Origin of the sequence: Amycolatopsis sp. GA6-003, from assembly GCF_046267895.1 — a bacterium.
Lineage (GTDB): Bacteria > Actinomycetota > Actinomycetes > Mycobacteriales > Pseudonocardiaceae > Amycolatopsis.
Genome location: NZ_CP176499.1, coordinates 6,090,012 through 6,112,838 on the forward strand (window position 1 = coordinate 6,090,012; position 22,827 = coordinate 6,112,838).

Sequence of the window (22,827 nt, forward strand, 5' to 3'; positions counted from 1 at the left end):
GTAAGGGTTCTCGCGGCGCGGGTGGGCGCGACCACAAACCGGTAACGACGCGTCGAACAATCCGATAACACCGGGTAGTTGACGCCGCTCGGGACCGGTGCCCGAGCCGACCTGGCGAGGGAGACGATGGCGGTACCCGATCTGCTCGCGCGGCTGTTGCGCGCCTGGCGCCGGGATGTCCTTTCGACGCCCATTCCCCAGCTCGTCGACCCCGCGCACGCCGTCCGGCTCGTGCGGGACGCGGCCCGGGTGCATGCGTCCCCCGACGAAGCACGCACCCGGGCGCGGAACGGATCAGTTTAGCCCGCCGCCCGGGTGTTCTGACAGATCGTCGGGAAACCGTTACCAACGGTCACGATCGCGCCGGCCCGAGGTGGCGGCGCTGACCAGCCGCAGCACGAGCAGCAGCACGATCGCGCCGAGGATGGCGACGCCGAAGCTCGGGAAGTCGAACTCGAAGTGTTGCTGCTCACCGGTCGCGAGCCGGTAGATGAAGCCGCCGAGGGCCGCCCCGACCACGCCGACCAGCACGCTGACGAGGCAGCCCTGCCGCTGCCGCTCCCGGCCGCCGACCACGAGGTTCGCGATCCAGCCGACCAGCGCGCCGAAGACGATCCACAGGATGATGCCCATGTCCGCGAGGATACCTGCGGGCTATTGCACAAGAGGTATTGTACAACTACTCTTGTGCATTATGGAGGTCCGCGATTCCCAGGTCCTGGCCGCGATGTCGCATCCGCTGCGCCGCCGTCTGCTGGACGTGCTGAAGCTCGACGGCCCGGCCACCGCGTCGGTGCTCGCGGAGAAAACCGGGCAGGCGGTGGGCAATGTGAGCCACCACCTGAAGGTGCTTTCCGGGGCCGGTCTGGTGGTCGAGGCTCCGGAGCTGGCGCGGGACCGGCGGGAGCGCTGGTGGAGGCGTCCTTCGGGCACGTTGTCGTGGGCCACTTCGGACTTCGCCGGAGATCCGGTGGCGGAGGTCGCGGAGACGGTGAGCCTCGATCGGCAGATGACGTTGTCGCGGGGCTGGCTTTCGGAAATGGAGACGGCTCCGGCGGAATGGCGCGATGCGTGGTTCTCCTCTGATGCGTGGATGCGGTTGACGCCTGCGGAATTGGCGGAGCTGAACGATCGGATTTTCGCGCTGTTCGAGGAGTTCGGGGCTAAAGCGGCAGCGGATCCTTCGACGGAACGGGAGCCGGTTTTCGTGTTTGGGCGCGGTTTCAGAGCGCAGCCGTGAGGGGTGTCGCGTTCCGTCTCTTGTGGACTGGGCAGACCGTAAGCACGGTCGGCAGCGCGGTGGCCAGTGCGTCGGTTCCGTTGGTGGCCTTGCTGGTGCTGCACGCCTCGACGTTCGAGGTTGCTTCACTTGCTGCGGCGGCTTGGATCCCCTGGCTTGCCGTGGGTTTGCCAGCGGGCGCTTGGGTCGACCGGTGGCCCAAGCGGCGGGTGATGCTGGTTTGCGACGTCATCCAGATGGCGGCTTTTCTTGCTGTGCCTGGGTTTCCTGCGCGCGGACGAGCCGCCTCCGCGTCCGCGAACTCGGTTGCGTACCGAAATCGCCGAAGGAATGCGAATCGTGGCGCGGGACTCTTATCTGCGGGTCCTGGTCCTGTCGGGCGGGGTCGCGAACCTTGCCCTGAACGGCTTTTATGCGGTGGCCGTGGTCTTCCTGGTCGACGATTTGGGCCAGGGCCCGGTGGCCGTCGGGCTTGTGCTCGCCCTAGGCGAGGCAGGCGGGGTGCTAGGCGCGACGCTGGTGAGCCGAGTCGCCCGACGGACCGGCACGGCGTGGGGTTTCCTGTGGTGTGAGGCACTGGTGGTACCTGCGATGCTGCTCGGCCCGCTCGCCCGGCCGGGGTGGGGTTTGACGCTGTTTGTCCTCGCCGGAGCCGGCATCGCGGCGGGAGTGGTGGGGTCGAATGTGCTGGGCGCGACCTTTCGGCAGCGGTATTGCCCGCGCCATCTCTACGGACGGATCAGCGCGAGCTCGTCGATGGTCAACTACGGCACGATCCCGTTGGGTGCCTTGGCGGGCGGGGCGCTCGGGCAAGCGGCCGGGGCGCGGGTGGCGATGTTCGCGATGGTGGGCGTTCAGCTGGCTTCACTGGGGGTGCTGCTGCTGGGGCCGTTGCGACGGGAGCGGGACTTTCCCCAAGCCGAGCTCGCGAAATCGCCCAGCCCGAACTAAAGCAGCAGCACCTCGACCTCATCCCCCTCCGAAACCTCCGAAACCTCCTCCGGCAACACAATCAGGCAATTCGCCTGCGTGAACGCCGCCAGCAGATGCGACCCCGGCCCACCCCGCGGCCCGACCACCCCGGTCACCTCGCCGAGCACCGGCGTGAAGAACCCCCGCCGATACTGCCGCCGCCCAGCAGGGGAGGGCATGTCCTCCGTCAGCCGCGCCCGCACCCGTCGCCGGTCGACGTCCGTGTGGCCCATCGCGGACAGCACCGCTGGGCGCAGGAACGCCTCGAACGACACCAGCACACTCACCGGATTCCCCGGCAGCGTCACCACTGGCACGCCGTTCCACCGGCCGCATCCCTGCGGTCCGCCCGGTTGCATCGCGATTTTCCGGAATTCCACGCCCTGTCCGGTCAGCGCGTCCTTCACCACCTCGTACGCGCCTGCCGACACCCCGCCCGACGTGATCAGCAGGTCCGCCGATTCCAGGCGCGGCTCGATGATCCCGCGGAATTCCTCCACGTCGTCGACCACGCTGCGCACGACCTCGACCTGGCAGCCGAGTTCCCGCAGCGCCGCCGCCAGCATCACGCTGTTCGATTCGTAGATTTGCCCGTGCTGCAACGGGTTCGGGGCTTCCACCAGCTCCGTGCCGGTCGACACGACCAGCACCGACAGCGGCCGGTACACCTCCAGTTCCGCCTGGCCGACCGCCGCGGCGAGGCCGAGGTGTGCGTGGCTCAGCACGGTGCCCGCGTGCAATGCGACGGTCCCCTGCGTCACGTCCTCGCCGGTCCGGCGGATGTGGTTGCCGACCGAAGCGGCACGGGAGATCCGCACTTCCGCGGTGCCGCGGTCGGTGTCCTCGACCATCACGATCGCGTCCGCGCCCGGCGGCAGCGGCGCGCCGGTCATGATCCGCTGAGCGGTACCCGGTTCGAGCGGTTTCACGTCGACCCGCCCGGCCGGGATGTCGTCGGCGACGGGCAGCGTCACCGGCGCCTCGGCGACGTCCGCGGCGCGCACGGCGTACCCGTCCATCGCGGAGTTGTCGAACGGCGGCAGCGCCACCCCGGCGAGCACGTCGCGGGCCAGGACGAGCCCGGCGGCATCGGTGACCGGAACAGCACGGACGGGCGCGCGGCCGAGCAGTTCGGTCACGGTCTCGCGGTAGGCGTCGACAGAGATCACGCGGACCATCCTCCCTCTTGCTGCCCGTCGTGCAACACTCTCCCGGCACAAGCCGGGGAGTACGGGGAGAGTTCTGATGCAGTTTCTGGTCCGCAACCAGCCCGGGCGCGCCGCGCTCGCGACGCCCCGCTGACATGCGCGTCCACACCAGGCACACGCCGGGATTCGGCGTCGCCCGCGTGCTGCTCGCCCCCGGCGAAGCCGTGCAGGCCGCCGCGGAGTCGTTGCTGGCCAGCAGCTTCAACGTGGCCGAGACGAATCAGAACCGCGGCCGCAAGAGCGGACCTTCGGTGTTCACCGCGCCTGCCGAGGGCGGCTGGGTCGACCTGGCCCCGCTCGGCCCCGGCGACGTCTACCCCCTCGAACTCACCGGATCCACCGGCTGGTCGGTGCACCGCGAAGGCGTCCTCGCCCGGCCGGGCACGGTCCGCGTCGACCAGAACTGGGCCCCGCTGCAGCAGTTGTTCGGTGCCGACTCCGGGTTCCTCGAGCACTACAGCGGCCGCGGCCCGCTGCTGCTCACCGCGCCCGGTCCGGTGGACTCGTTCGACCTCGGCCGCGGCGAGATCGTGACGGTGCGCCCGGACTATCTCCTCGCCTATCCCGACACGGTGCAATGCCGGTTGCGCGCGCTCGACCCGAGCGGTCCGCAATCGCTGCGCACGGGCGAAGGACTCGTCCTCGATTTCGCCGGACCGGGAACCGTGCTCGTCCAATCGCGCAACCGGCGAGTATCGCGGGCGTAAGGGGATTCTGCCGATTACCCCATTGCCGGGAGCGCTGATTCCGGTAGCGTGAACTCCACTTCGCACGCTGATGGACAGCGGATTCTTGTCCCGAGGGAGGGCGCCGTGGCAGTCGGCACCGTCAAGTGGTTCAACTCGGAAAAGGGCTACGGGTTCATCGAATCCCCCGAAGGTCCGGACGTCTTCGTCCACTATTCGGCCATCCAGGCCGACGGATTCCGCACCCTCGACGAGGGCGACCGGGTGGAGTTCGAAGTCCAGTCCGGCCGCGACGGCCGAAGCCAGGCCGCGGACGTCCGCAAGGTCTAGCGAGGCAGGTCCGCTGACCGGTTGGGCGAACCGGCAGTGGCAGCCGATACCGGCGCGTTAAGCTGCGCTGCGTGACAGGCGACGTGTCGGGGGACCTCACCGGTCGCCAGCTGGGCCACTACCGCATCGACTCGGTGCTCGGCAAGGGCGGCATGAGCGTGACCTATCAGGCCACGGACACGCGGCTCGGCCGCAAGGTGGCGCTGAAGGTCATCGGTGACCACCTCGGCGCCGACGCCGAGTTCCGCGAACGGTTCGTCGACGAGGCACGCAACACCTCCGCGATCGACCACGCCAACGTCGTCCCGCTGTACGACTTCGGCGAGCTCGACGGCATGCTCTACATCGCCATGCGGATGGTCGACGGCGGCGACCTCGCCGGCCTGATGTCCGCGGGCCCGATCAGCCCAGCGCGCGCGCTCAGCCTGCTCGACCAGGTCGCCGACGCCCTCGACACGCTGCACAACCACGGCCTCGTGCACCTCGACGTCAAACCGGCCAACGTCCTCGTCACCAGCCGCGAGACGTCCCGCGAGCACGTCTACGTCGCCGACTTCGGCCTGACCCGCCGCGGCGCCACCGGCCACCGCACGCGCGGCGGCGACTTCCTCGGCTCGCCCACGTATGCCGCGCCGGAACACCTGCGCGGCGAGCCGCTCGACGGCCGCACCGACCAGTACGCCCTCACCTGCGTGCTGTTCGCCTGCCTGACCGGCAACCCGCCGTTCCGCGGCGACGTCCCGACCGTCATCAAGGGCCACCTCGGCGGGGAACCGCCGTCGGTGGCGAGCGTGGTCGCGCTCCCGGCCGCCCTGGACGACGTCATCCGCAAGGGCATGGCGAAGAACCCGAACGACCGGTACCCGAACTGCGTCGCGATGATCGCCGCGGCCAGGGTCGCGCTCGGCCCCCTCGCGACCTCGGACACCCCGCCGGGCCCCGCCCGGCCGAACGGACTTCCGGAGGCGGGCATGCAGCAAGGACCTGGCGGCGCTGGCGGTCCCGGATCGGGCGGCCCCGGATCGGGTGCGCCCGGTGCCGGCGGACCGGCTGGGCAGGGCGGTCCCGGCGGACCGGGCGGGCAGCAGGGCCCCGGAGCAGGACCTGGCGCGGGTGCACCCAGCGGCCAGGGCGCTCCCGGCGCCTGGGGTGCTCCGCAACCCAGCCAAGCGGGATACCCCGGCCAGGGCGGCTACGGCGGTCCCGCCGGTTACGGCAACCAGCCCCCGCCCGGTTATCCAGCACACCCCGGCCAGCCCGGACAGCAGCAGCCCGGACACCCCGGCCAGCAGCAGCCCGGACAGCCAGGCCAGCAGCAAGGTCAGCAGGGCTACTCGAGCCAGCCACCGGCGGGCCCCCCGCCCGGCTACGGCTACCCGGGCCAGCCGGGTCAGCCCGGCCAGCCCGGCCCCGCCCAGCAAGCACCGCAAGGCCCCCCGCCCGGCTACGGCGGCTACCCGAACCAGCCCGGCTACCCCGGTCAGCCGAACCAGCAGGGCCACCCGAACCAGCAGGCCTTCGGCGACCCGATGCGGCTGCGCCCGCCGTCCCCCGCGGGCGGCGCGGGAGCGTTCGAAAAGCAGTCCAAGAGCGGCGGCCTGAAGTGGCTGTGGATCGCGCTGGGAGTGCTCGTCGCGGCCGGGCTCGTCGTCGGCGCGATCTTCCTCTTCGGCGGCGACGACAACGGCAGCGGCGGCACCGCTCCGGCGTCCTCGGCTCCCAACATCCCGGTCGGTCCGGGCGGCTCGAAGTCGGCCGGTCCGTCGTCGCTGCGCCCGCCGCCGTCGTCGATCCACATCCAGCCGAGCCACTGACCGGGTAGACCTGGTCCACCGCGGCACCAAGCCTGACCTGCGCTCCTTGCACTCGACCCCGGAGAGTGCTAAACACGGCATTGGCACTCGACGCCGTCGAGTGCTAGGCGAGCGGTCACCGACCGCCTGCCTGAAGGTCGGGACGGTGAGGCTGACCCACCGGTCAGTCGTCCGTCGCGGGCACCGAGCCTGGCCGAGGACGTGTCCTGCTGCCGCCGCTGGAGACAGCGCGGCGGTGGCGCCCAATACCGGAGGACCACACCGCAATGGCCAAACTGATCGCGTTCGACGAGGACGCCCGCCGCGGTCTTGAGCGCGGCTTGAACACCCTCGCCGAAGCCGTCAAGGTGACCCTCGGCCCGCGGGGCCGGAACGTCGTGCTCGAAAAGAAGTGGGGCGCGCCGACGATCACCAACGACGGTGTCTCCATCGCCAAGGAGATCGAGCTCGAGGACCCGTGGGAGAAGATCGGGGCCGAGCTCGTCAAGGAAGTTGCCAAGAAGACCGACGACGTCGCGGGCGACGGCACCACCACCGCCACCGTGCTCGCCCAGGCGCTCGTGCGCGAGGGCCTGCGCAACGTCGCGGCCGGCGCCGACCCGATCTCGCTGAAGCGCGGCATCGAGGCGGCTGTCGAGGCCATCACCGAGCAGCTGCACAAGGCCGCCGTCCAGATCGAGACCAAGGAGCAGATCGCTGCTACCGCCTCGATCTCGGCCGCTGACCGCACCATCGGCGAGCTGATCGCCGAGGCGCTGGACAAGGTCGGCAAGGAAGGCGTCGTCACCGTCGAGGAGAGCAACACCTTCGGGCTCGAGCTGGAGCTCACCGAGGGCATGCGCTTCGACAAGGGCTACGTGTCCGGTTACTTCGTGACCGACCCGGAGCGCCAGGAAGCCGAGCTGGAGGACCCGTACGTCCTGCTCTTCGGTTCCAAGATCTCCAACGTCAAGGACGTCCTGCCGCTGCTGGAGAAGGTCATCCAGTCCGGCAAGCCGCTCCTGATCATCGCCGAGGACGTCGAGGGCGAAGCCCTGGCGACCCTGGTCGTCAACAAGATCCGCGGCACCTTCAAGTCCGTCGCCGTCAAGGCCCCGGGCTTCGGCGACCGCCGCAAGGCGATCCTGCAGGACATCGCGATCCTGACCGGCGGCCAGGTCATCTCCGAGGACGTCGGCCTCAAGCTGGAGAACGCGGACCTGTCGCTGCTGGGCCGCGCCCGCAAGGCCGTCATCACCCGGGACGAGACCACCATCGTCGAGGGCGCCGGCGACGCCGACCAGATCCAGGGTCGCGTCAACCAGATCCGCGCGGAGATCGAGAACTCCGACTCGGACTACGACCGCGAGAAGCTGCAGGAGCGGCTCGCGAAGCTGGCCGGCGGCGTGGCCGTCATCAAGGCCGGCGCCGCGACCGAGGTCGAGCTGAAGGAGCGCAAGCACCGCATCGAGGACGCGGTGCGCAACGCCAAGGCCGCCGTGGAAGAGGGCATCGTCGCCGGCGGTGGCGTGGCCCTGATCCAGGCCGCCGAGGCCGCGTTCGCGGGCCTGAAGCTCGAGGGCGACGAGGCGACTGGCGCCAACATCGTCAAGGTGGCCGTCGAGGCTCCGCTCAAGCAGATCGCGATCAACGCCGGTCTCGAGGGCGGCGTCGTGGCGGAGAAGGTCAAGGGCCTGCCGCAGGGCCACGGCCTGAACGCCGCCACCGGCGAGTACGAGGACCTGCTCGCGGCCGGCGTGCCGGACCCGACGAAGGTCACCCGCTCCGCGCTGCAGAACGCCGCTTCCATCGCGGCGCTGTTCCTGACCACCGAGGCTGTCGTCGCGGACAAGCCGGAGAAGGCTGCTGCCGCTCCGGCCGATCCGTCCGGCGGCATGGGTGGCATGGACTTCTGAGTTCGGCTGCTTTCCGGCGAAGCCCGGTTCACCTTCGCGGTGGGCCGGGCTTCGCCCGTTCCCGGCTCAGTCTTCCGGGGTCAGGACGGCAGCGGCGGCGTAGACCGGGAGGATCACGCCTGCCGAGAGCACGGCCCCGGCGACCGCGGCGATGCGCACCATCGAGGGGTCGACGTTGAGGTAGTTGGCCCATCCGCCGCACACGCCGGTGAGCATGCGGTCGGAGCGGCTGCGGAAGATCTTCTTGGCCGGTGCGGCCTGCGTGGTGTCCGTCATGTCAGCAATACTCCGCGACCGCGGCGCCCCGCACATCCGGGATCGCCCCGGAGAAAGCCCCGGGGCCGCGACCCTGAAGTCTCCCTTACCCGCTGATCTTCCGGACCCGCTCGAACCGGTCCAGCCACGCCGCTTCGACCTCGGGCGAGGCGGCGAACTCGGCGAAGGCGTCGGGCTCCGGCGCCTGCCGCGGGACCGGCAGATAACCGTCCACAGGGGACAGTGTCGTGGTGCAGACATCGCCGCGCAGCAACGACATCGTGCCAAGTCCGCACGCGAAATCCAGCTCCGGCAACGCTCCGGCGAGGGCCAGCCCGGCGGCCAGTCCGACGCTCGTCTCGACCGCTGAGGACACCACGCACGGCAGCCCGCACGCCTCCGCGACTTCCAGCGCACGCCGCACTCCGCCGAGCGGCGCGACCTTGAGCACGGCGATGTCGGCGGCCCCGGCGACGGCGACCTTCAGCGGATCCTCCGCGCGGCGGATCGACTCGTCGGCCGCGATCCGCACCGACACCCGGCGGCGGACGGCAGCCAGGTCGTCGATGGTCGGGCACGGCTGTTCGGCGTACTCCAGTCCACCGGCCGCGCGGTCCAGTTCCGCCAGGGCGTGCACGGCGGTGTCGACGTCCCAAGCCATGTTGGCGTCGACGCGGATCGCACCGGACGGACCCAGTGCGTCGCGGACCGCCTCGATGCGCGCGCAGTCCTCGGCGAGCGTCGCGCGTTTGTCGGCGACCTTGACCTTCGCCGTGCGGCAGCCGGACGCGCGGACCAGTTCGTAGGCGCGTTCGGGCAACACGATGGGGACAGTCGTGTTCACCTCGATGCGGTCCCGGACCGGCTCGGGCCAGCCTTCTTCGCTCGCTTCGAGCGCGGCGGCGAGCCAGGGGACGCTCTCGGTGTCCGAATAGTCCGCGAACGGGCAGAACTCGCCCCAGCCGGCGGCGCCGCGGAGCAAAAGTCCTTCACGGACGGTGATGTCGCGGAACCGAGTGTGCAGCGGGAGCGCGTAAACCTGCATGACTGCCGATCATGCCATCGCCGCGGCGGCGGAACCGAGGTGCCGCGGGGGCCGTCTCAACGCCACAATGGAACGTGTGGACGGCCTCGACTTCCGGGTGCTCGGCCCGGCCGAGGTGCTGGCCGGGGATCAGGCGGTGCCGCTGGGCGGCAGCCGCCCGCTGATCGTGCTCGCCGGACTGCTGCTGCGGGCCAACCGGCTGGTGTCGGTCGACGTGCTCAGCCACTGGCTGTGGGGCGACGACCAGCGCCGGTCCAAGGGCGCGCTGCAGACGTACGTCCTGCGGCTGCGCCGGGCGCTCGGCGACGGCGCGGCGATCCGCACCGAACGCGGTGGCTACCTGTTGGAAGTCGACGAGAACGCGGTGGACCTCGGTCGATTCCGCCAGTTCGCGGCGCGGGGCCGCAGCGCGGCGGAACGAGGCGAGCACCGGCGGGCTGCGGGGTATTTCGAGGACGCGCTCAGTCAGTGGCGGGGTTCGGCTCTGCAGAACGTGGAGTCGGACGCGCTGCACCGGGACGAGGTCGGGCAGCTCGCCGAGGAACGCACGCGGGTCCGGGAGCAGTGGGCCGAGACGCTGTTGACAGTCGGCGAATACGAGACGGTCGTGCCCGAGCTGGAGCAGTTGACGCGCGAACATCCGCTGCGGGAACGCCCGCATGAGCAGCTGATGTACGCGCTGCTCCGCTCCGGACGGCAGGCCGAGGCGCTGGACGTGTACCGGCGGATCAGCGGACTGCTCGCCGAGGAACTGGGCTTGGATCCCGGTGCCGGACTGCAGCGCGCGCACCGACTCGTCTTGGGCGGCGACGAAGGCACGCGGTTCCGTACTCCCCTGGAACCCCATATCCCGCACCAGCTTCCGGCTGATCTAGGCGCTTTCGCCGGTCGTGCAGCGGATTTGAAAGCCCTGCGGGCATTGCTTCCGGAAGCCCTCGACGACGGCACTTCCACGCCGATCGCGTCGGTGGAAGGCATGGGCGGACAAGGGAAAACCACCCTGTCCGTCCACTTCGCACACCAGATCGCCGACCGTTTCACCGGCGGGCAAGTGTTTCTGGACCTGCGCGGCTACGGCCCCGGAGCACCGGTGCCTCCGCTCGCCGCGCTGGAAACGATGCTCACCGCGTTGGGCGTTCCCGCCGACCGCATCCCGTCCGGTTTGGACGAACGCGCCGCGACCTGGCGCACGTACACCACCGGCAGGCGGCTGTTGGTCGTGCTGGACAACGCGAACAGCACCGAGCAAGTGCGGTATTTGCTGCCTGGTCCGGGATGTCTGGTCGTGGTGACGAGCCGCTGGCAACTGCGCGGGCTGGTCGCGACCCACGGCGCCCGGCGGATCGCACTGTCTGAATTGGACAGTGAAGAGGCGGTGGAACTGCTGGCGTCGGCCATCGGCGTCGAACGGGTGCACGAGGATCCCGGCGCGGCCGACCGGTTTGTGCAGTACTGCGGCGGCCTGCCGCTGGCGATCCGGATCCTCGCCGTGCGCGCCGCGCAGTTCCCGAAGTTGCCGCTGGACGAGTTCGTCGCGGCGCTGCCCTCGGACGCCGGCCGGTTGAGCACGTTCGATCTCGGCGACGGCGACGAAACCAATATCCGCACAGTTTTCTCTTATTCCTACCGGGTTTTGTGCCCCGCGGCCGCGCGACTGCTGCGGTTGCTGGCGCTGTCGGTCGGGCCGGATTTGTCGCTGGGCATGGCAGTCGCGCTCAACGGACGGTCCGAAAAGGAGACTCGCGGCGCTCTCGACACCCTCGTTTCGACGCACCTGCTCATCCAGCCGAAGCCGGGCCGGTACCAGTTCCACGACCTGATTCGCGACTATGCGAAGGAATTGTCGGAGCAGGAAGACGACGCCGCCGAACGCACCGCGGCCAGCGCGCGCCTGCTCGACTGGTGCATCGCGTCGGCACGAAACGCGGGTTTGGCGATGCGTCCGAACCAGCTGATGGACGAAATCGGCCCGATCCCGTCTGATGGCGCGCTAGAGTTTTCGGATTTCCACCAGGCGCTGGCGTGGTTCATCGAGGAACACGGAAACCTGCTCTCGGTGATCCAGTGGTCGTTCCGAATCGGACGATACGCACAATGCTGGCGCCTGGCGTGGTCGCTGTTCACCTATTTTGCTGGCCGGGCAAGGGTCGACGAATGGCGGTACGTCTTCGAGATCGGCCTGCGAGCAGCGCGGAATTCCGGTGAACGGCACGGCGAAGCGGCGATCCTCAATGGACTGGGCGTGATCGAGGGAGTCGCCCGAAATTACGTGCTGGCGCGCGAATATCTGGAGCAGGCGCTGGCTGTGCAGCTGGAGTTGGGTTCGCTGCCCGGGGAGGCTCGGGCGCGCTACAACCTGGCGATGACCGCGCAGGGCATCGAAGATTTCCCGGAGGCTTACCGGCATGGCCTGCGGTCGCTGGAAATCACGAGGGAACTGGGGTTCACCTCGGTAGAGGCGAACGTTTTGCGCGCCTTGGGTGATTTGTGCGCGATGATGGGAGATTACCCGCAGGCGCTGTCGCTCGCGGACGAGGCGCTGGCCCTGGTCCCGCCCGATGACCTCCCGCAAGGCCGCTTCTCGCTGGCCGCGAGAGCCCGAGCACTGCTCGGCTTGGGACGGCACGTGGAGGGAATCGAGTGCCTGTCCGAAGCGGTGGACATGTTCTTCGCGATGGACGAGGAGTATGAGGCCGCGGACGTCCTGTCGGAACTGGGCACCGCCCACCTCCGCTACGGCCGCACAGCAGCCGCGAGAGACTGCTGGCTCCGCGCGGTCCGCTTGCTGACCCGACTGGATCACCCGGACGCGGAACGGGTGCGGGCACAGTTGGCTGGGTTGGTACGGGGGTAGGTTCGAGTGCCGGCTTGATGCGGCGGTGGTTGCGAGTTGGCGATGCTGCTGCACTTTCTGCGTGACCGTCTGTTGTGAGACTACGGCCGCGCACTGCCGTGTCGACGTAACTCCGCACAGCCGCGGTATTGCGGCATCGTCGTGACTTGAGACTGTTCGCCGCCAGACCGTGAGGTCGCACTGTCACGCCGTCGAATCTTCGCGAGACCGCACTGCCGTACCACCGCAGCGCCGTGATGTCACACTGCCGCGCTGCCGTGACGCCGCACTGCTGTGCCGCCGCGCTGCCGTACTGCTGCGCCGCCGCGCTGCCGCGCTGCCGCGACGCCGCCGCACGGTCGCCATGCTGCGCTGCCCCAGGGCAACGAGACCCCGCCGCGCCGCCGCGCCGCCGCACTGCCGCACTGCCGCACTGTCGTGCTGTCCGCACTGCCGCATCGTCGCGCGACTGCGGGCTCCGCGTGCGAGAGCACTGCTGCGCCGAGGCGACTCGGAGCGGTTGGCAGGGTGCGGTCTCGTTCTTGGCGAGACTGGTTCATCCGGATGCGGACCAGGGAGCGGTGGGCGGGGTGCCGGAGTCTTGACTGGGCTGTGCTGGTCCACTCTGATCCGGGCCGAGGCGAGCGCAGTCGGCGGCTGGTGTGGGATGTCCCACCGCGGCGGCGCGGGATTGGTTGGACCACCCGGCGGGGGCAAGCGACTTCGGCCGTTTGGCGGGGCGTTTCCTGCTGGTCACCTGAGGTCAGCGGGGCGCGGTGGTCCGCGTGCCGACCCCCAGCGGCAGCACGTAGACCACCGGCGGCCCGTGCCACCACCCAACCTGAGGGCGCTCACTGTTCGCTCACTGTGCCGGGGCGGGTTCGGCGGGGAGGTCGAGCAGGCGGGTCAGCGTGACGGCGTTGCGCGGGGCCGCGACTTTGCTGTCGTTGTCGAAGTAGACGTGCACGTCTCGGCGGCCGCCGTCGTGCCATTCGGTGATCTTCGCGGCCCAGTCGCGCAGGGCGGAATCGGAGTAATCGCTGGTGTAGAGCTCTTCCGAGCCGTGCAGGCGGACGTAGCTGAAGTCAGTGGTCTGGTCCTCCCGGTACGGCCAGGGCGCGGCCGCGTCCGAGGTGACCAGGGCGATCCGGTGTTTCTTGAGCAGGTCCAGTGCTTCGGGGGTGGTGAAGCTCTCGTGGCGTACTTCGAGGGCGTGCCGGATTGGGCGGTCGGGGCCCGGTTTCAGAAACGCGGCGGACTTGAGCTTGTCGTCGTGCTTCGCCCCGAGGGCGGCTGCCTCGCTGGTGGTGCGGGGGAGTTGGCCGAGGAACGTGGCGACCCGGTCCGGGTCGAAGGCCAGCCGCGGGGGGAGTTGCCAGAGGAACGGGCCCAGTTTGTCGGCGAGTGCGAGGACGCCGGACGCGTAGAAGTTGGCGAGCGCGGTTTCGACGTCGCGCAGTTGTTTGAGATGAGTGATGAACCGGCCGCCCTTGACCGCGAACACGAATCCGGGCGGGGTTTCGGCGTGCCAGCCGAGGTATCGCTCCGGTCGTTGGAGCGAGTAGAAGGACCCGTTGAGTTCGACGGCGTTCATCTGGCGGGAGAGGTACTCGAGTTCGCGCCGTTGCGGCAGGCCGGAGGGGTAGAACGCGCCGCGCCACGGCGGGTATCGCCAGCCGGACGTGCCCACTCGGATCTGGCCGATCTCCCTCACCGCCTTTCGCTGTCCGGGGTTCCCGTCCAGACGGTTGCGGAAACCCGTCCGGACGGGTGTTTTCGGGACAGCCGGGCTAACTATTGGGACAGATGTCCTAGGTTGAGGGACGGGAGTCTCAGGTAGCTGGTCGCTGGTTTAGACCTGCGGTGGTGAGCACGAAACCGTTGGCTGGCAAGGGAAGGCTGGTCAGCGGTGCGGTTTACGGTTGGAGGTGCTCCAGGTCCTCGAGCAGGTTCGGGTGGGTGGGCTGCCAGCCGAGGGCTTCGCGAGTGCGGACGCTGGTGGCGGGCTGGTCCATGGCGAAGATCGGGCCGAACGGGCCGAAGTTCTCCGGTGGCACGGATTCGACCGGCAGACCGAGGCGTCGGCCGATGACGGCTGCGATGTCGCGGACCGCGTCGCCCTCGTCGGCCACGGCGTGCCAGGCCGTTCCGGCCGGTGCCGATTCCAGTGCCAGGCGGAACAACACTGCCGCGTCGAGGGCGTGCACGGCCGGCCAGCGTTGGGTGCCGTCGCCGGGGTAGCCGACTACGCCGGTGCGGCGGGCCTGCTCGGTGAGCAGTCCGGCGAATCCGCCTTTGCCTTCGTTGTGGACCGTGCGCGGCATGCGGACCGCCGTGGTGCGTACACCGCGCGAGGCCATTGCGAGGAGCGCGTTGACCGAGCGGGCGCGTCCGCCGACTGGTCCGTCGGTCGGCAGCGGATCGTCCTCAGTGGCGGCGCGACCGGCGACCCATGGCGTACCCGAGACAGTGACGAGCGGACGGTCGCTGCCGGCGAGTGCTTCTCCCAACGTGGCCATGGCGGCGCTTTCTTCGGCGATCGACCGGGCAAGTGCTTCCTCGGTGCTGTAGTCGCTGCCGAACGCCAGGCTGATCACCCCGTCCGACTGGGCGGCACCGGTCCGCAGGACGTCGAGGTCGGCGAGTTGACCGCGCAGCACCTGGGCACCGGCGTCGGTGAGGGCTTGCGCGGACTTGTCCGAACGGGCCAGCGCGAGAACGGTGTGCCCGCTGGCGAGCAGCTCGGCCACGACCGCGGAGCCGATGGTGCCCGTGCCGCCGGTGACGAAAACCTGCATGGGACTCTCCCTGGGTGATGAGACCTTTGTCCCGTCACCCTACACAGTGATGGGACTCTTGTCCCGTCACCTAGGATGAGGCCATGGCGCGCTGGCAACCGGAGACGACTCAGCGTCTTGTCGTGGCGGCGGTCGACCTGTTCACCGAGCAGGGGTACGACGCCACCACCGTTGCGCAGATCGCCGAGCGGGCAGGCGTCACCAAGAGCACGTTCTTCCGGCACTTCTCCGACAAGCGGGAGCTGCTGGTCGCCGGCCAGGAGACGCTCAGCCGGCTGCTCGCCGAGGGGATCGCCGAGGCCCCTTCGGAAGCCAGCCCGCTGGAGGCGGTCGCGGCCGGTCTCGAACGCGCCTCCGGGGCTATGGGGCCGGCGAACCGGGAGCTGGGCCCGCGCCTCAAGGCCGCGGTGGCGGCCAGCACCGAGCTGCAGGAACGGGACGCGCTGAAGAACGTCGGCCTCGCGGCGGCGATGTCGGCCGCGCTGGTCGCCCGCGGGGTTCCCGACGCGGTGGCGCACCTCGCGGCTGAGCTGGGGGTTCTCGCGTTCAAGCGGGGTTATGCGCAATGGTCCGAAGCCGAGCGGGACAGTGCGGGAGGTCTTGCGCAGTACGCGGTGGCCGCACTGCGGGAACTGCGTGCGGCGGCTGCGACATTGGAGTGACGGGCGGGTTGGGGGACTGTTCGCTGGCGGGTTAGGGCTTGGTGTGGAGGCGGGTGCTATCGCGCTTTGCTGTGTTCGCGGCCTTGGGCTGCGGTGAATCGGCCAAGCTGCGGAGGTTTGCCGGATGTCTCTGGGGCGGGCTTGGCTCATGGGCATCGCCGGATTGGTGGCTGGGCCTTCCGGCTCTACGGAGCTGGCAGTGCCGCCGTGCCAGCCTGGCTTGGCTCGTCCCAGCCCAGCCCAGCCCAGCCCAGCCCAGCCCAGCCCAGCCCAGCCCAGCCCAGTCCAGACAGGCCCAGCCCAGACAGGCCCAGCCCAGACAGGCCTGACTTGGCTCGGCCCGGCTCGGCTTGGTCACGCTCGGCCTGCCCCGCCCCGCCCCCGCCCCGCCCGGCTCGGCTTGGCTTGGCCCGCTCCGTCCGGCCCAGCCCGGCCCAGACCGGCCTGACTCGGCCCCGCTCAGCTTGCCCTGCCCCGCCCCTCCCCGCCCACCTCGCTCCGGCTTGGGACGGCCTAGCTCGCTTGCCCGGCCCGCCTTGGCCCGGCTCGCCTGGCCCGGCTCGGCCCCGGCTGGCTTGGCTCGGTCTGGCCCCGCTCAGCCTGGCTCGGTTCGGCCCACTAATCTGGCGGCGCTGTCAGAGGTCGTCATGATGGAGGTGGCTGGCGGCTTCGCTCGGTTCGGGGAATTCGCCTGCTCCGTTCAGTCCGACGAATCTGGCGGCGCTGCCAGATGTCGTCAGGCTGGGGGAAGGCCGTCAGCTTCGCTCGGTTTCAGGAATTCGCCAGCTCCGTTGAGCCCGATGAATCCGTCAGCGCTGCCGTGCCGTCAGTGCTGACCTGCCGGTCAGCGCTGACGTGCTCGTTAGCGCCGCCGTAGTCGTCGGGCTCGCCAGCTTCGCCAAGCCCGGCCGGGTCGGGGGAGGCTGCTGGATGCGTTGCGGCCGCGGCGGAGCTTGTGTCGTCTTCGGCCTCGCAGGCCGGACCTTCTCACTGTTTCACGCCCAGGAGAATCGCCACCTCCGGCTCTGTACCAACGAGGTCGCGTACTCGCGCAGGTTTCCTGGCTGGGTGAGGTACGTCGGGAGGCTGAAGGCTCGATGTTCGGCCGCCACGGTCAGGGCCCTGGCGTGGGTTCGGGGTGGGGCGGAGACCGACAACTCCAGGGAATCGAAGCCCAGCGTCACCAGGGTCGCGCCGAAGCGGTCTTCCCAGCTGCGCAGGACCGCGGACAGTTCCGCGACCTGGTCTGTCGACTTGATCATGCCCGTCCAGCCGATGAGGGCCGGGACGTCGGCGGGGCGGTCTGCCTGCACCAGGCCCAGCCGGTGCGGGGTGCGGGCGGCCAGGATCGAGCCGGTGTTGCCCGCTTCGGCCAGTGGGTCGGAGCGGCGGTGCGAGCGTTTCGCCAACCCGGGGAAGCGGGTGCCGAACGGCCGCAGGCAGGCTCCCTCGCAGCAGGAACCGTCCCACCAGCGGGCCAGTACTTCGGCGGGGTCGGCGTTGCCGACGCGGTGGCCGGCGGGGGCGAGGCGGCCGCGGTCGTCCAGCCAGTCTTCGCCGCGGGCGGAGAAGCGCTGGTCGGGCGGGATCAGCACGGGCCACAGCCCCGACCGCTCGAACTCCGCGACACAGCTCAGGTACCGCTGCGGCCGCGTGAGCGGCTCCTCCGACACCCAGATGCGCCCGTGCCAGCGCCCTGGCGGCAAGGTCTGGACCGGCGGTGCCCCGACGCCGGGGCGGAACGGTGCGATCGTCATGAGCTTCCCCTCGAACTGGTGTTCGGTGCCTGCATATCGAACAGTAGTTCGAATCACCGACAATTTCCAGGGCGCCACTCGCTCATTCGTTCGAGTGAACCTGGGAGAACCCCAGGTCGAGGGGAAGAAAAATCAGCGCCGGGCGGCTCGGCGCACCCGGACCGTGACGAACACGCCGACCGCGAGCGCCACCGCGGCGAGCACGACGTACTGGAACACCGACGCGTACCGGTCCACCAGCGACCAGCTCTCCCCGAGCAGGTATCCGGCCACGACGAACGCGGTGTTCCACAGCAGGCTGCCCGCCGTCGTGAGCAGCAGGAACCGGCCGAACGGCATGCGTTCCACGCCCGCCGGCAGCGAGATCAGGCTGCGGAAGATCGGCACCATCCGGCCGAGGAACACCGCCTTCCCGCCGTGCCGGGCGAACCACGCCTCGGTGCGGTCGAAGTCGCCGGCGTCCATCAGCGGCAGGCGGCTGAGCAGGGCCCGGCAGCGCTCGCGGCCGAGCAGGGCGCCCAGCCAGTAGACGAGCACGGCACCGGCCAGCGAACCGAGGGTCGTCCAGAAGAGGGCGCCGGCCAGGCTGAACGTGCCGCGGCTCGCGGAGAATCCGGCCAGCGGGAGGACGAGTTCGCTGGGAATCGGCGGGAACAGATTGTCCAGGCCGACGACGATCGCGGCGCCGACGCCGCCGAGCGAGTCCATCAGTCCGACGGCCCATCCGGCCAGTCCGGTGAGGGGTTCGGCGGGGGTGGCGAGCATGAGGTTCACGAGGGGTCCTTTCTCGACGGAAGCAACGTGGTCGAAGGTAGAAACCCAAGGGGCGCAACACATTGCGGTCGGCCACCCGGAGAAATGCGGAAAGCCGCAGTGGGGTTGGTGGCGGGGAACCCGCACCGTGGCGTACCCGGCTGGCGAAGGTGGCTGGATGGGCGAGGTCGCGGAGAGGGAAATCCAAGCCGCAGCATGGCATTGCTCACCTGGAGAAATGCGGAACACCACGGTGGGGTCGGCGCGGCTGGATCGGGTGTTGCGTTGCGGGATGCCGGTGCGGCGGGACTTGCTGGAACCCGCACCATTGCACGCCCGCATGGCGAAGGTGGCGGGGTGGGTGGGCTCGCGGAGGGGAAAGCCAAGATGCCGCATTGCAACTGCTCGCCTGGAGAAATGCGGAAAACCGCAGTACTCCGTCCCCACCGGTCTGGCTAGCCTGAACGACGTGAACAGATCGCGAGTGCTGCGCCGCACAGCAGGTGTTGGCCTGGGGGCGTTGATGGCGCTCGTCGAGTTGCCGTATGTAGTACTCGCCGCGCCGCTCCTCGCCGTACCTGCGGCGCGGCCGCGCGTGTTCCGCGGAGCGCGCAGGCTCGCCGAAGTCGAACGTGCTCGGCTGCGGCGGTTCTTCGACGCTCGGAACGGCGACGATTACGACGGTCGCCGCGCTCTGCAATATCTCGTTCCGCGCAGCTTGACCGGGCTTCTCGCGCTAGGAGTGTGGGTGTGCGTCGGCGCGGGCGTCGTGGCCGCGGCGATCTACTTCGTCCAGCTGGTCACCGGGCAGGCTCCTGGTGGGGCGGGAGAAGGGACACCGCTGGACTGGCTCCCGGTGCTCGGCCTCGGCGCGATTGCGGTATTCCTTTGTGGACAAGGACTGATCGGGGTGGCCGCGCTCGATCGTCGGCTGGCGCGGCGGTTTTTCGGTCCCAGCGGTCAAGAACTGTTGCGGCGCCGGGTATCCGAGTTGGCGACCACGCGGAGCGAAGTGGTCGAGGCGGTCAACGGCGAACGGCGTCGCATCGAGCGGGATTTGCATGACGGGGTGCAGCAAAGGCTGGTCGCGTTGGGGATTCTCCTCGGTCGGGCGCGTCGGGCGGATGATCCGCAAAGGGCGGCTGAGCTAGTCCGTCAAGCGCATGAGGAATCGCAGGAAGCGTTGCGCGAGCTAAGAGAAGTGAGCTGGCGCGTGTATCCGATCGCGCTAGACGAAAGCGGTCTTGAGGCTGCGCTGGAGTCTTTGGCCGAGCGCGCGACGATCCCAGTCGACCTTCGTTACGCGCTCGATGAGCCCTCGCCGGAGTTGGCGACTGTGGTCTACTTCGTGGTGTCCGAGTCCGTTACCAATGCCGCCAAACATGCCAACGCCAATAAGGTCACGATTGCTGTCCGCCGGGAAGAAACCAAGCTGGTAGCGGAGATCACTGACGACGGTTGCGGCGGCGCACGAATAGGATCGAGCGGTGGATTATCCGGACTGGCAAGGCGAGTAGCGGCAATGGACGGCGAATTCTCCGTACAGAGTCCCGAAAATGGGCCAACCATAGTGCGGGTGACCCTGCCGTGCGAGTGATTCTGGCCGAGGACGCGACGCTGCTCCGGGAAGGTCTCGTACGGCTGTTGGCGGAGGAAGGACACGACGTGGTCGCTGCGGTCGGCGATGGAGAGGAACTTCTCGCAGCGACCGCTGAATACCAGCCGGACGTGGTCGTCACCGACGTTCGCATGCCGCCGACCCACACTGACGAAGGGCTGCGTGCCGCCCTGGAAATCCGCGAACGCTGGCCGGGCACCGGCGTGCTCGTGCTGTCTCAATATGTCGAGAAACGCTACGCGGCCAAGCTGATCGGCGGCGACGGCGGGCGCGTCGGCTACCTGCTCAAGGACCGGGTCGCGCAGGTCGGCGACTTCCTCGACGCGCTGGACCGGGTCGCGGCCGGCGGAGCGGCTTTCGATCCGGAGGTGGTGCGCAGGCTGGTCGCCCGCACGTCGCACGAGGACGCGCTCGCCCGGCTGACCCCGCGCGAGCGTGACGTGCTGGAGAAAATGGCGCAGGGCCACACGAACGCGAGCATCGCGACGCTGCTGTACGTTTCGCAGAGCGCCGTGGAGAAGCACGCGAACGCGATCTTCGACAAGCTCGACCTGCCGCAAACAAAAGGTTACAGCCGTCGCGTGCTGGCCGTTCTCCGCTACCTCGGTTCGTAATTCACAGCGGTCGCCGCAAATCCTCCGCGTCGACAATGTGGTACGCATATCCTTGCTCGGCCAGGAATCGCTGCCGGTGCGCCGCGTACTCCGTGTCCACAGTGTCCCGGGACACGATCGAGTAGAAGTGCGCTTGCCGTCCGTCGCCCTTGGGGCGCAACAGCCGGCCGAGGCGTTGCGCTTCCTCCTGCCGGGAACCGAACGTGCCCGAAACCTGGATCGCCACCGACGCTTCCGGCAGGTCGATCGAGAAGTTCGCCACCTTCGACACCACCAGCGTGCGCAGTTCGCCGCGGCGGAACTTGTCGAACAGTTCCTCGCGCTCTTTGTTCTTCGTCGCGCCCTGGATGATCGGGGCCTCCAGCTCCGCGCCCAGCATCTCCAGCTGGTCGAGGTACGCGCCGATCACCAGGGTCGGCTCGCCGACGTGTTTGTCCACAATGGACCTGATTACCGGGATCTTCGTCATCGCGGTGGCCGCGAGCTTGTACCGCTCGTCGGAGTCCGCGGTGGCGTACTGCAGGCGTTCGTTCTCGGTCAGCGTCACTCGCACCTCGGTGCATTCCGCCGGCGCGATCCAGCCCTGCGCCTCGATGTCGCGCCACGGCACGTCGTACCGCTTGGGCCCGATCAGCGAGAACACGTCGCCCTCGCGGCCGTCCTCGCGCACCAGCGTGGCGGTCAGCCCGAGCCGTCGCCGCGACTGCAGGTCCGCGGTCATCCGGAACACCGGCGCGGGCAGCAGGTGCACCTCGTCGTAGACGACCAGGCCCCAGTCGCGCGAATCGAACAGCTCCAGGTGCCGGTACTCGCCCTTGGTCTTGCGCGTGACCACCTGGTACGTCGCGATGGTGACCGGCCGGATCTCCTTCTTCTCCCCGGAGTATTCGCCGATCTCGTCCTCGGTGAGCGACGTGCGCGCGACCAGTTCGCGCTTCCACTGCCGCCCGGCGACGGTGTTGGTGACCAGGATCAGCGTGGTCGCCTTGGCGTGCGCCATCGCGGCCGCGCCGACCAGCGTTTTGCCCGCGCCGCACGGCAGCACGACGACGCCGGAACCGCCCGCCCAGAACGCTTCCGCCGCCTTCCGCTGGTAGTCGCGCAGCTGCCAGTCGGTCTCGGCGAGGTCGATCGGATGCGCTTCGCCGTCCACGTACCCGGCGAGGTCCTCGGCGGGCCAGCCGACCTTCAGCAGCGCCTGCTTGAGCCGCCCGCGTTCGGACGGGTGCACGATCACCGTGTCGTCGTCGATCCGCGCGCCCAGCATCGGGCTGATCTTCTTGTTCCGCGAGACCTCTTCGAGCACCGCGCGGTCGGTGGTGGTCATCACCAGGCCGTGCGCCGGGTGGTTGGCGATCTGCAGCCGCCCGAACCGGCCCATCACGTCCACGACGTCGATCAGCAGCGGCTGCGGCACCGGGAAACGCGAGTACGTGGTGAGCGCGTCGACCACCTGTTCCGCGTCGTGCCCGGCCGCGCGCGCGTTCCACAACGCGAGCGGCGTGATCCGGTAGGTGTGCACGTGTTCGGGCGCTCGTTCCAGTTCGGCGAACGGCGCGATCGCGATCCGCGCGTCGTCGGCACGCGGATTGTCGACCTCGAGCAGCACGGTTTTGTCGGACTGGACGATCAGGGGGCCATCAGTCACCTCTCCTTTATACGTTCCCTCCCGGAACGCGGCCCGGGGATGCCAAGATGGCGGGACGAAGCGCGGGAGGGGACCCAGTGACCACACCACCGTTCGGCACGCCGCCGGCCGCGAACCCGTACCAGCCGCTCCCGCAGCAGCCGGTCCACGGCGGCCCGAAGCGCGTGCCGGGCAAGCAAAAGGCGCTTTTCGCCGCCCTCGTCGTCGTGGCGCTCGGGCTCGGCACGCTCGCCGCGTTCGGGTTCGCCTCGGTCGTGCGTTCGGCGGGTCCTCCGGTCGCGGGCAGCTGCCTCTACCTCTCCTCGCTGGGCTCGGACACGCAGACCTACACCGGCGCGGAGTGCTCCGAACAGGCCGCCACCTACCGCGTCGACACCGTCGTGAAGGGCCGGTCTTCCTGCCGCGGCGAGGACTACGTGCGGTTCGAGCTGTACTTGTCGGCTCGCAGCACCACCAGCAGGCCGGCCCAGACGCTGTGCCTCGCGTTGAACGTCGTGTCCGGCGAGTGCGTGCGCGACGTTTCCGACGAGTCGAAGGTTGGGAAGGTCGCCTGCGACGACCCCAAGGCGGAAGCGCGCGCGGTCGTCCACGACGGCACGAAGTCGGCGTCGAGCTGCGGGGACAAGGACCTGTCGCTGGTCTACGCCGGCCCGCCGGTGCGCACGATCTGCCTGCAGCCGACCGGGGCGAGCATCTGAG

General features: G+C 69.5%; 21 protein-coding genes. 12 read left to right on the forward strand and 9 right to left on the reverse strand.

Annotated features, from left to right (window positions below; genetic code table 11):
• Positions 1-126: 126 nt before the first annotated feature.
• Entirely contained in the window at positions 127-303 is a 177-nt protein-coding gene (locus tag F9C12_RS27625) for a hypothetical protein (RefSeq protein ID WP_409462294.1), read from the forward strand.
• Positions 304-342: 39 nt separating this feature from the next.
• Here the strand turns inward: F9C12_RS27625 and F9C12_RS27630 are convergent, their stop codons facing one another.
• Entirely contained in the window at positions 343-633 is a 291-nt protein-coding gene (locus tag F9C12_RS27630) for a GlsB/YeaQ/YmgE family stress response membrane protein (RefSeq protein ID WP_409184698.1), read from the reverse strand.
• A gap of 61 nt (positions 634-694) precedes the next feature.
• On the opposite strand from F9C12_RS27630, the gene F9C12_RS27635 reads away from it, so the two are divergent.
• Positions 695-1,240, forward strand: a complete 546-nt coding sequence (locus F9C12_RS27635) for an ArsR/SmtB family transcription factor (RefSeq protein WP_409462295.1) — start codon at positions 695-697, stop codon at positions 1,238-1,240.
• A gap of 306 nt (positions 1,241-1,546) precedes the next feature.
• Complete coding sequence (locus F9C12_RS27640) at positions 1,547-2,191, forward strand: MFS transporter (protein ID WP_409462296.1); 645 nt, start codon at positions 1,547-1,549, stop codon at positions 2,189-2,191.
• On the opposite strand, the gene glp is transcribed toward F9C12_RS27640, so the two are convergent.
• Positions 2,188-3,381 (reverse strand): gephyrin-like molybdotransferase Glp, encoded by a 1,194-nt coding sequence (gene glp / locus F9C12_RS27645; protein ID WP_409462297.1) that lies wholly within the window; start codon positions 3,379-3,381, stop codon positions 2,188-2,190. The genes F9C12_RS27640 and glp overlap by 4 nt on opposite strands.
• Before the next feature lie 134 nt (positions 3,382-3,515).
• Here glp and F9C12_RS27650 point away from each other — a divergent pair, with 134 nt between their 5' ends.
• From F9C12_RS27650 to groL, 4 genes are all read left to right on the forward strand, one after another.
• Positions 3,516-4,127, forward strand: coding sequence for an AIM24 family protein (locus F9C12_RS27650; protein ID WP_409462298.1), 612 nt, complete (start codon positions 3,516-3,518; stop codon positions 4,125-4,127).
• A gap of 105 nt (positions 4,128-4,232) precedes the next feature.
• Positions 4,233-4,436, forward strand: a complete 204-nt coding sequence (locus tag F9C12_RS27655; RefSeq protein ID WP_009083993.1) for a cold-shock protein — start codon at positions 4,233-4,235, stop codon at positions 4,434-4,436.
• Between the two features lie 71 nt (positions 4,437-4,507).
• Positions 4,508-6,250, forward strand: coding sequence for a serine/threonine-protein kinase (locus F9C12_RS27660; RefSeq protein ID WP_409462299.1), 1,743 nt, complete (start codon positions 4,508-4,510; stop codon positions 6,248-6,250).
• A gap of 266 nt (positions 6,251-6,516) precedes the next feature.
• Complete coding sequence (gene groL, locus F9C12_RS27665; RefSeq protein WP_037361473.1) at positions 6,517-8,145, forward strand: chaperonin GroEL; 1,629 nt, start codon at positions 6,517-6,519, stop codon at positions 8,143-8,145.
• Positions 8,146-8,211: 66 nt separating this feature from the next.
• On the opposite strand, the gene F9C12_RS27670 is transcribed toward groL, so the two are convergent.
• Both F9C12_RS27670 and F9C12_RS27675 read right to left on the reverse strand, forming a co-directional pair.
• Positions 8,212-8,421, reverse strand: a complete 210-nt coding sequence (locus tag F9C12_RS27670; RefSeq protein ID WP_409184704.1) for a PspC domain-containing protein — start codon at positions 8,419-8,421, stop codon at positions 8,212-8,214.
• Between the two features lie 85 nt (positions 8,422-8,506).
• Positions 8,507-9,445: an o-succinylbenzoate synthase gene (locus F9C12_RS27675; protein WP_409462300.1), complete on the reverse strand. Its 939-nt coding sequence runs from the start codon at positions 9,443-9,445 to the stop codon at positions 8,507-8,509.
• Positions 9,446-9,512: 67 nt separating this feature from the next.
• On the opposite strand from F9C12_RS27675, the gene F9C12_RS27680 reads away from it, so the two are divergent.
• Positions 9,513-12,299, forward strand: coding sequence for a BTAD domain-containing putative transcriptional regulator (locus F9C12_RS27680; protein WP_409462301.1), 2,787 nt, complete (start codon positions 9,513-9,515; stop codon positions 12,297-12,299).
• An 841-nt stretch (positions 12,300-13,140) separates the two neighbouring features.
• Here F9C12_RS27680 and F9C12_RS27685 read toward each other — a convergent pair.
• Together F9C12_RS27685 and F9C12_RS27690 are read right to left on the reverse strand one after the other, a co-directional pair.
• Complete coding sequence (locus F9C12_RS27685; RefSeq protein ID WP_409462302.1) at positions 13,141-13,992, reverse strand: DUF72 domain-containing protein; 852 nt, start codon at positions 13,990-13,992, stop codon at positions 13,141-13,143.
• 202 nt (positions 13,993-14,194) lie between these two features.
• On the reverse strand, positions 14,195-15,076 hold the full coding sequence (locus F9C12_RS27690; protein WP_409184708.1) for an SDR family oxidoreductase: 882 nt from the start codon (positions 15,074-15,076) through the stop codon (positions 14,195-14,197).
• An 83-nt stretch (positions 15,077-15,159) separates the two neighbouring features.
• Between F9C12_RS27690 and F9C12_RS27695 the strand changes: the two genes are divergently transcribed.
• The gene (locus tag F9C12_RS27695) at positions 15,160-15,738 is read left to right on the forward strand and encodes a TetR/AcrR family transcriptional regulator (RefSeq protein WP_409462303.1); all 579 of its coding nucleotides are present in this window, start codon (positions 15,160-15,162) and stop codon (positions 15,736-15,738) included.
• A 995-nt stretch (positions 15,739-16,733) separates the two neighbouring features.
• On the opposite strand, the gene F9C12_RS27700 is transcribed toward F9C12_RS27695, so the two are convergent.
• The gene (locus tag F9C12_RS27700) at positions 16,734-17,495 is read right to left on the reverse strand and encodes a DUF4253 domain-containing protein (RefSeq protein ID WP_409462304.1); all 762 of its coding nucleotides are present in this window, start codon (positions 17,493-17,495) and stop codon (positions 16,734-16,736) included.
• 132 nt (positions 17,496-17,627) lie between these two features.
• On the reverse strand, positions 17,628-18,269 hold the full coding sequence (locus F9C12_RS27705) for a DedA family protein (RefSeq protein WP_409462305.1): 642 nt from the start codon (positions 18,267-18,269) through the stop codon (positions 17,628-17,630).
• A gap of 157 nt (positions 18,270-18,426) precedes the next feature.
• Between F9C12_RS27705 and F9C12_RS27710 the strand changes: the two genes are divergently transcribed.
• Together F9C12_RS27710 and F9C12_RS27715 are read left to right on the forward strand one after the other, a co-directional pair.
• On the forward strand, positions 18,427-19,845 hold the full coding sequence (locus tag F9C12_RS27710) for a histidine kinase (RefSeq protein ID WP_409462306.1): 1,419 nt from the start codon (positions 18,427-18,429) through the stop codon (positions 19,843-19,845).
• Entirely contained in the window at positions 19,836-20,480 is a 645-nt protein-coding gene (locus F9C12_RS27715) for a response regulator (protein WP_409462307.1), read from the forward strand. The genes F9C12_RS27710 and F9C12_RS27715 overlap by 10 nt, the downstream gene beginning before the upstream one ends.
• Position 20,481: 1 nt before the next feature.
• Here F9C12_RS27715 and F9C12_RS27720 read toward each other — a convergent pair whose 3' ends face one another.
• Positions 20,482-22,128, reverse strand: coding sequence for a DNA repair helicase XPB (locus F9C12_RS27720; protein ID WP_409184714.1), 1,647 nt, complete (start codon positions 22,126-22,128; stop codon positions 20,482-20,484).
• Between the two features lie 77 nt (positions 22,129-22,205).
• Between F9C12_RS27720 and F9C12_RS27725 the strand changes: the two genes are divergently transcribed.
• Positions 22,206-22,826, forward strand: a complete 621-nt coding sequence (locus F9C12_RS27725) for a hypothetical protein (protein ID WP_409184715.1) — start codon at positions 22,206-22,208, stop codon at positions 22,824-22,826.
• Position 22,827 lies beyond the last annotated feature (1 nt).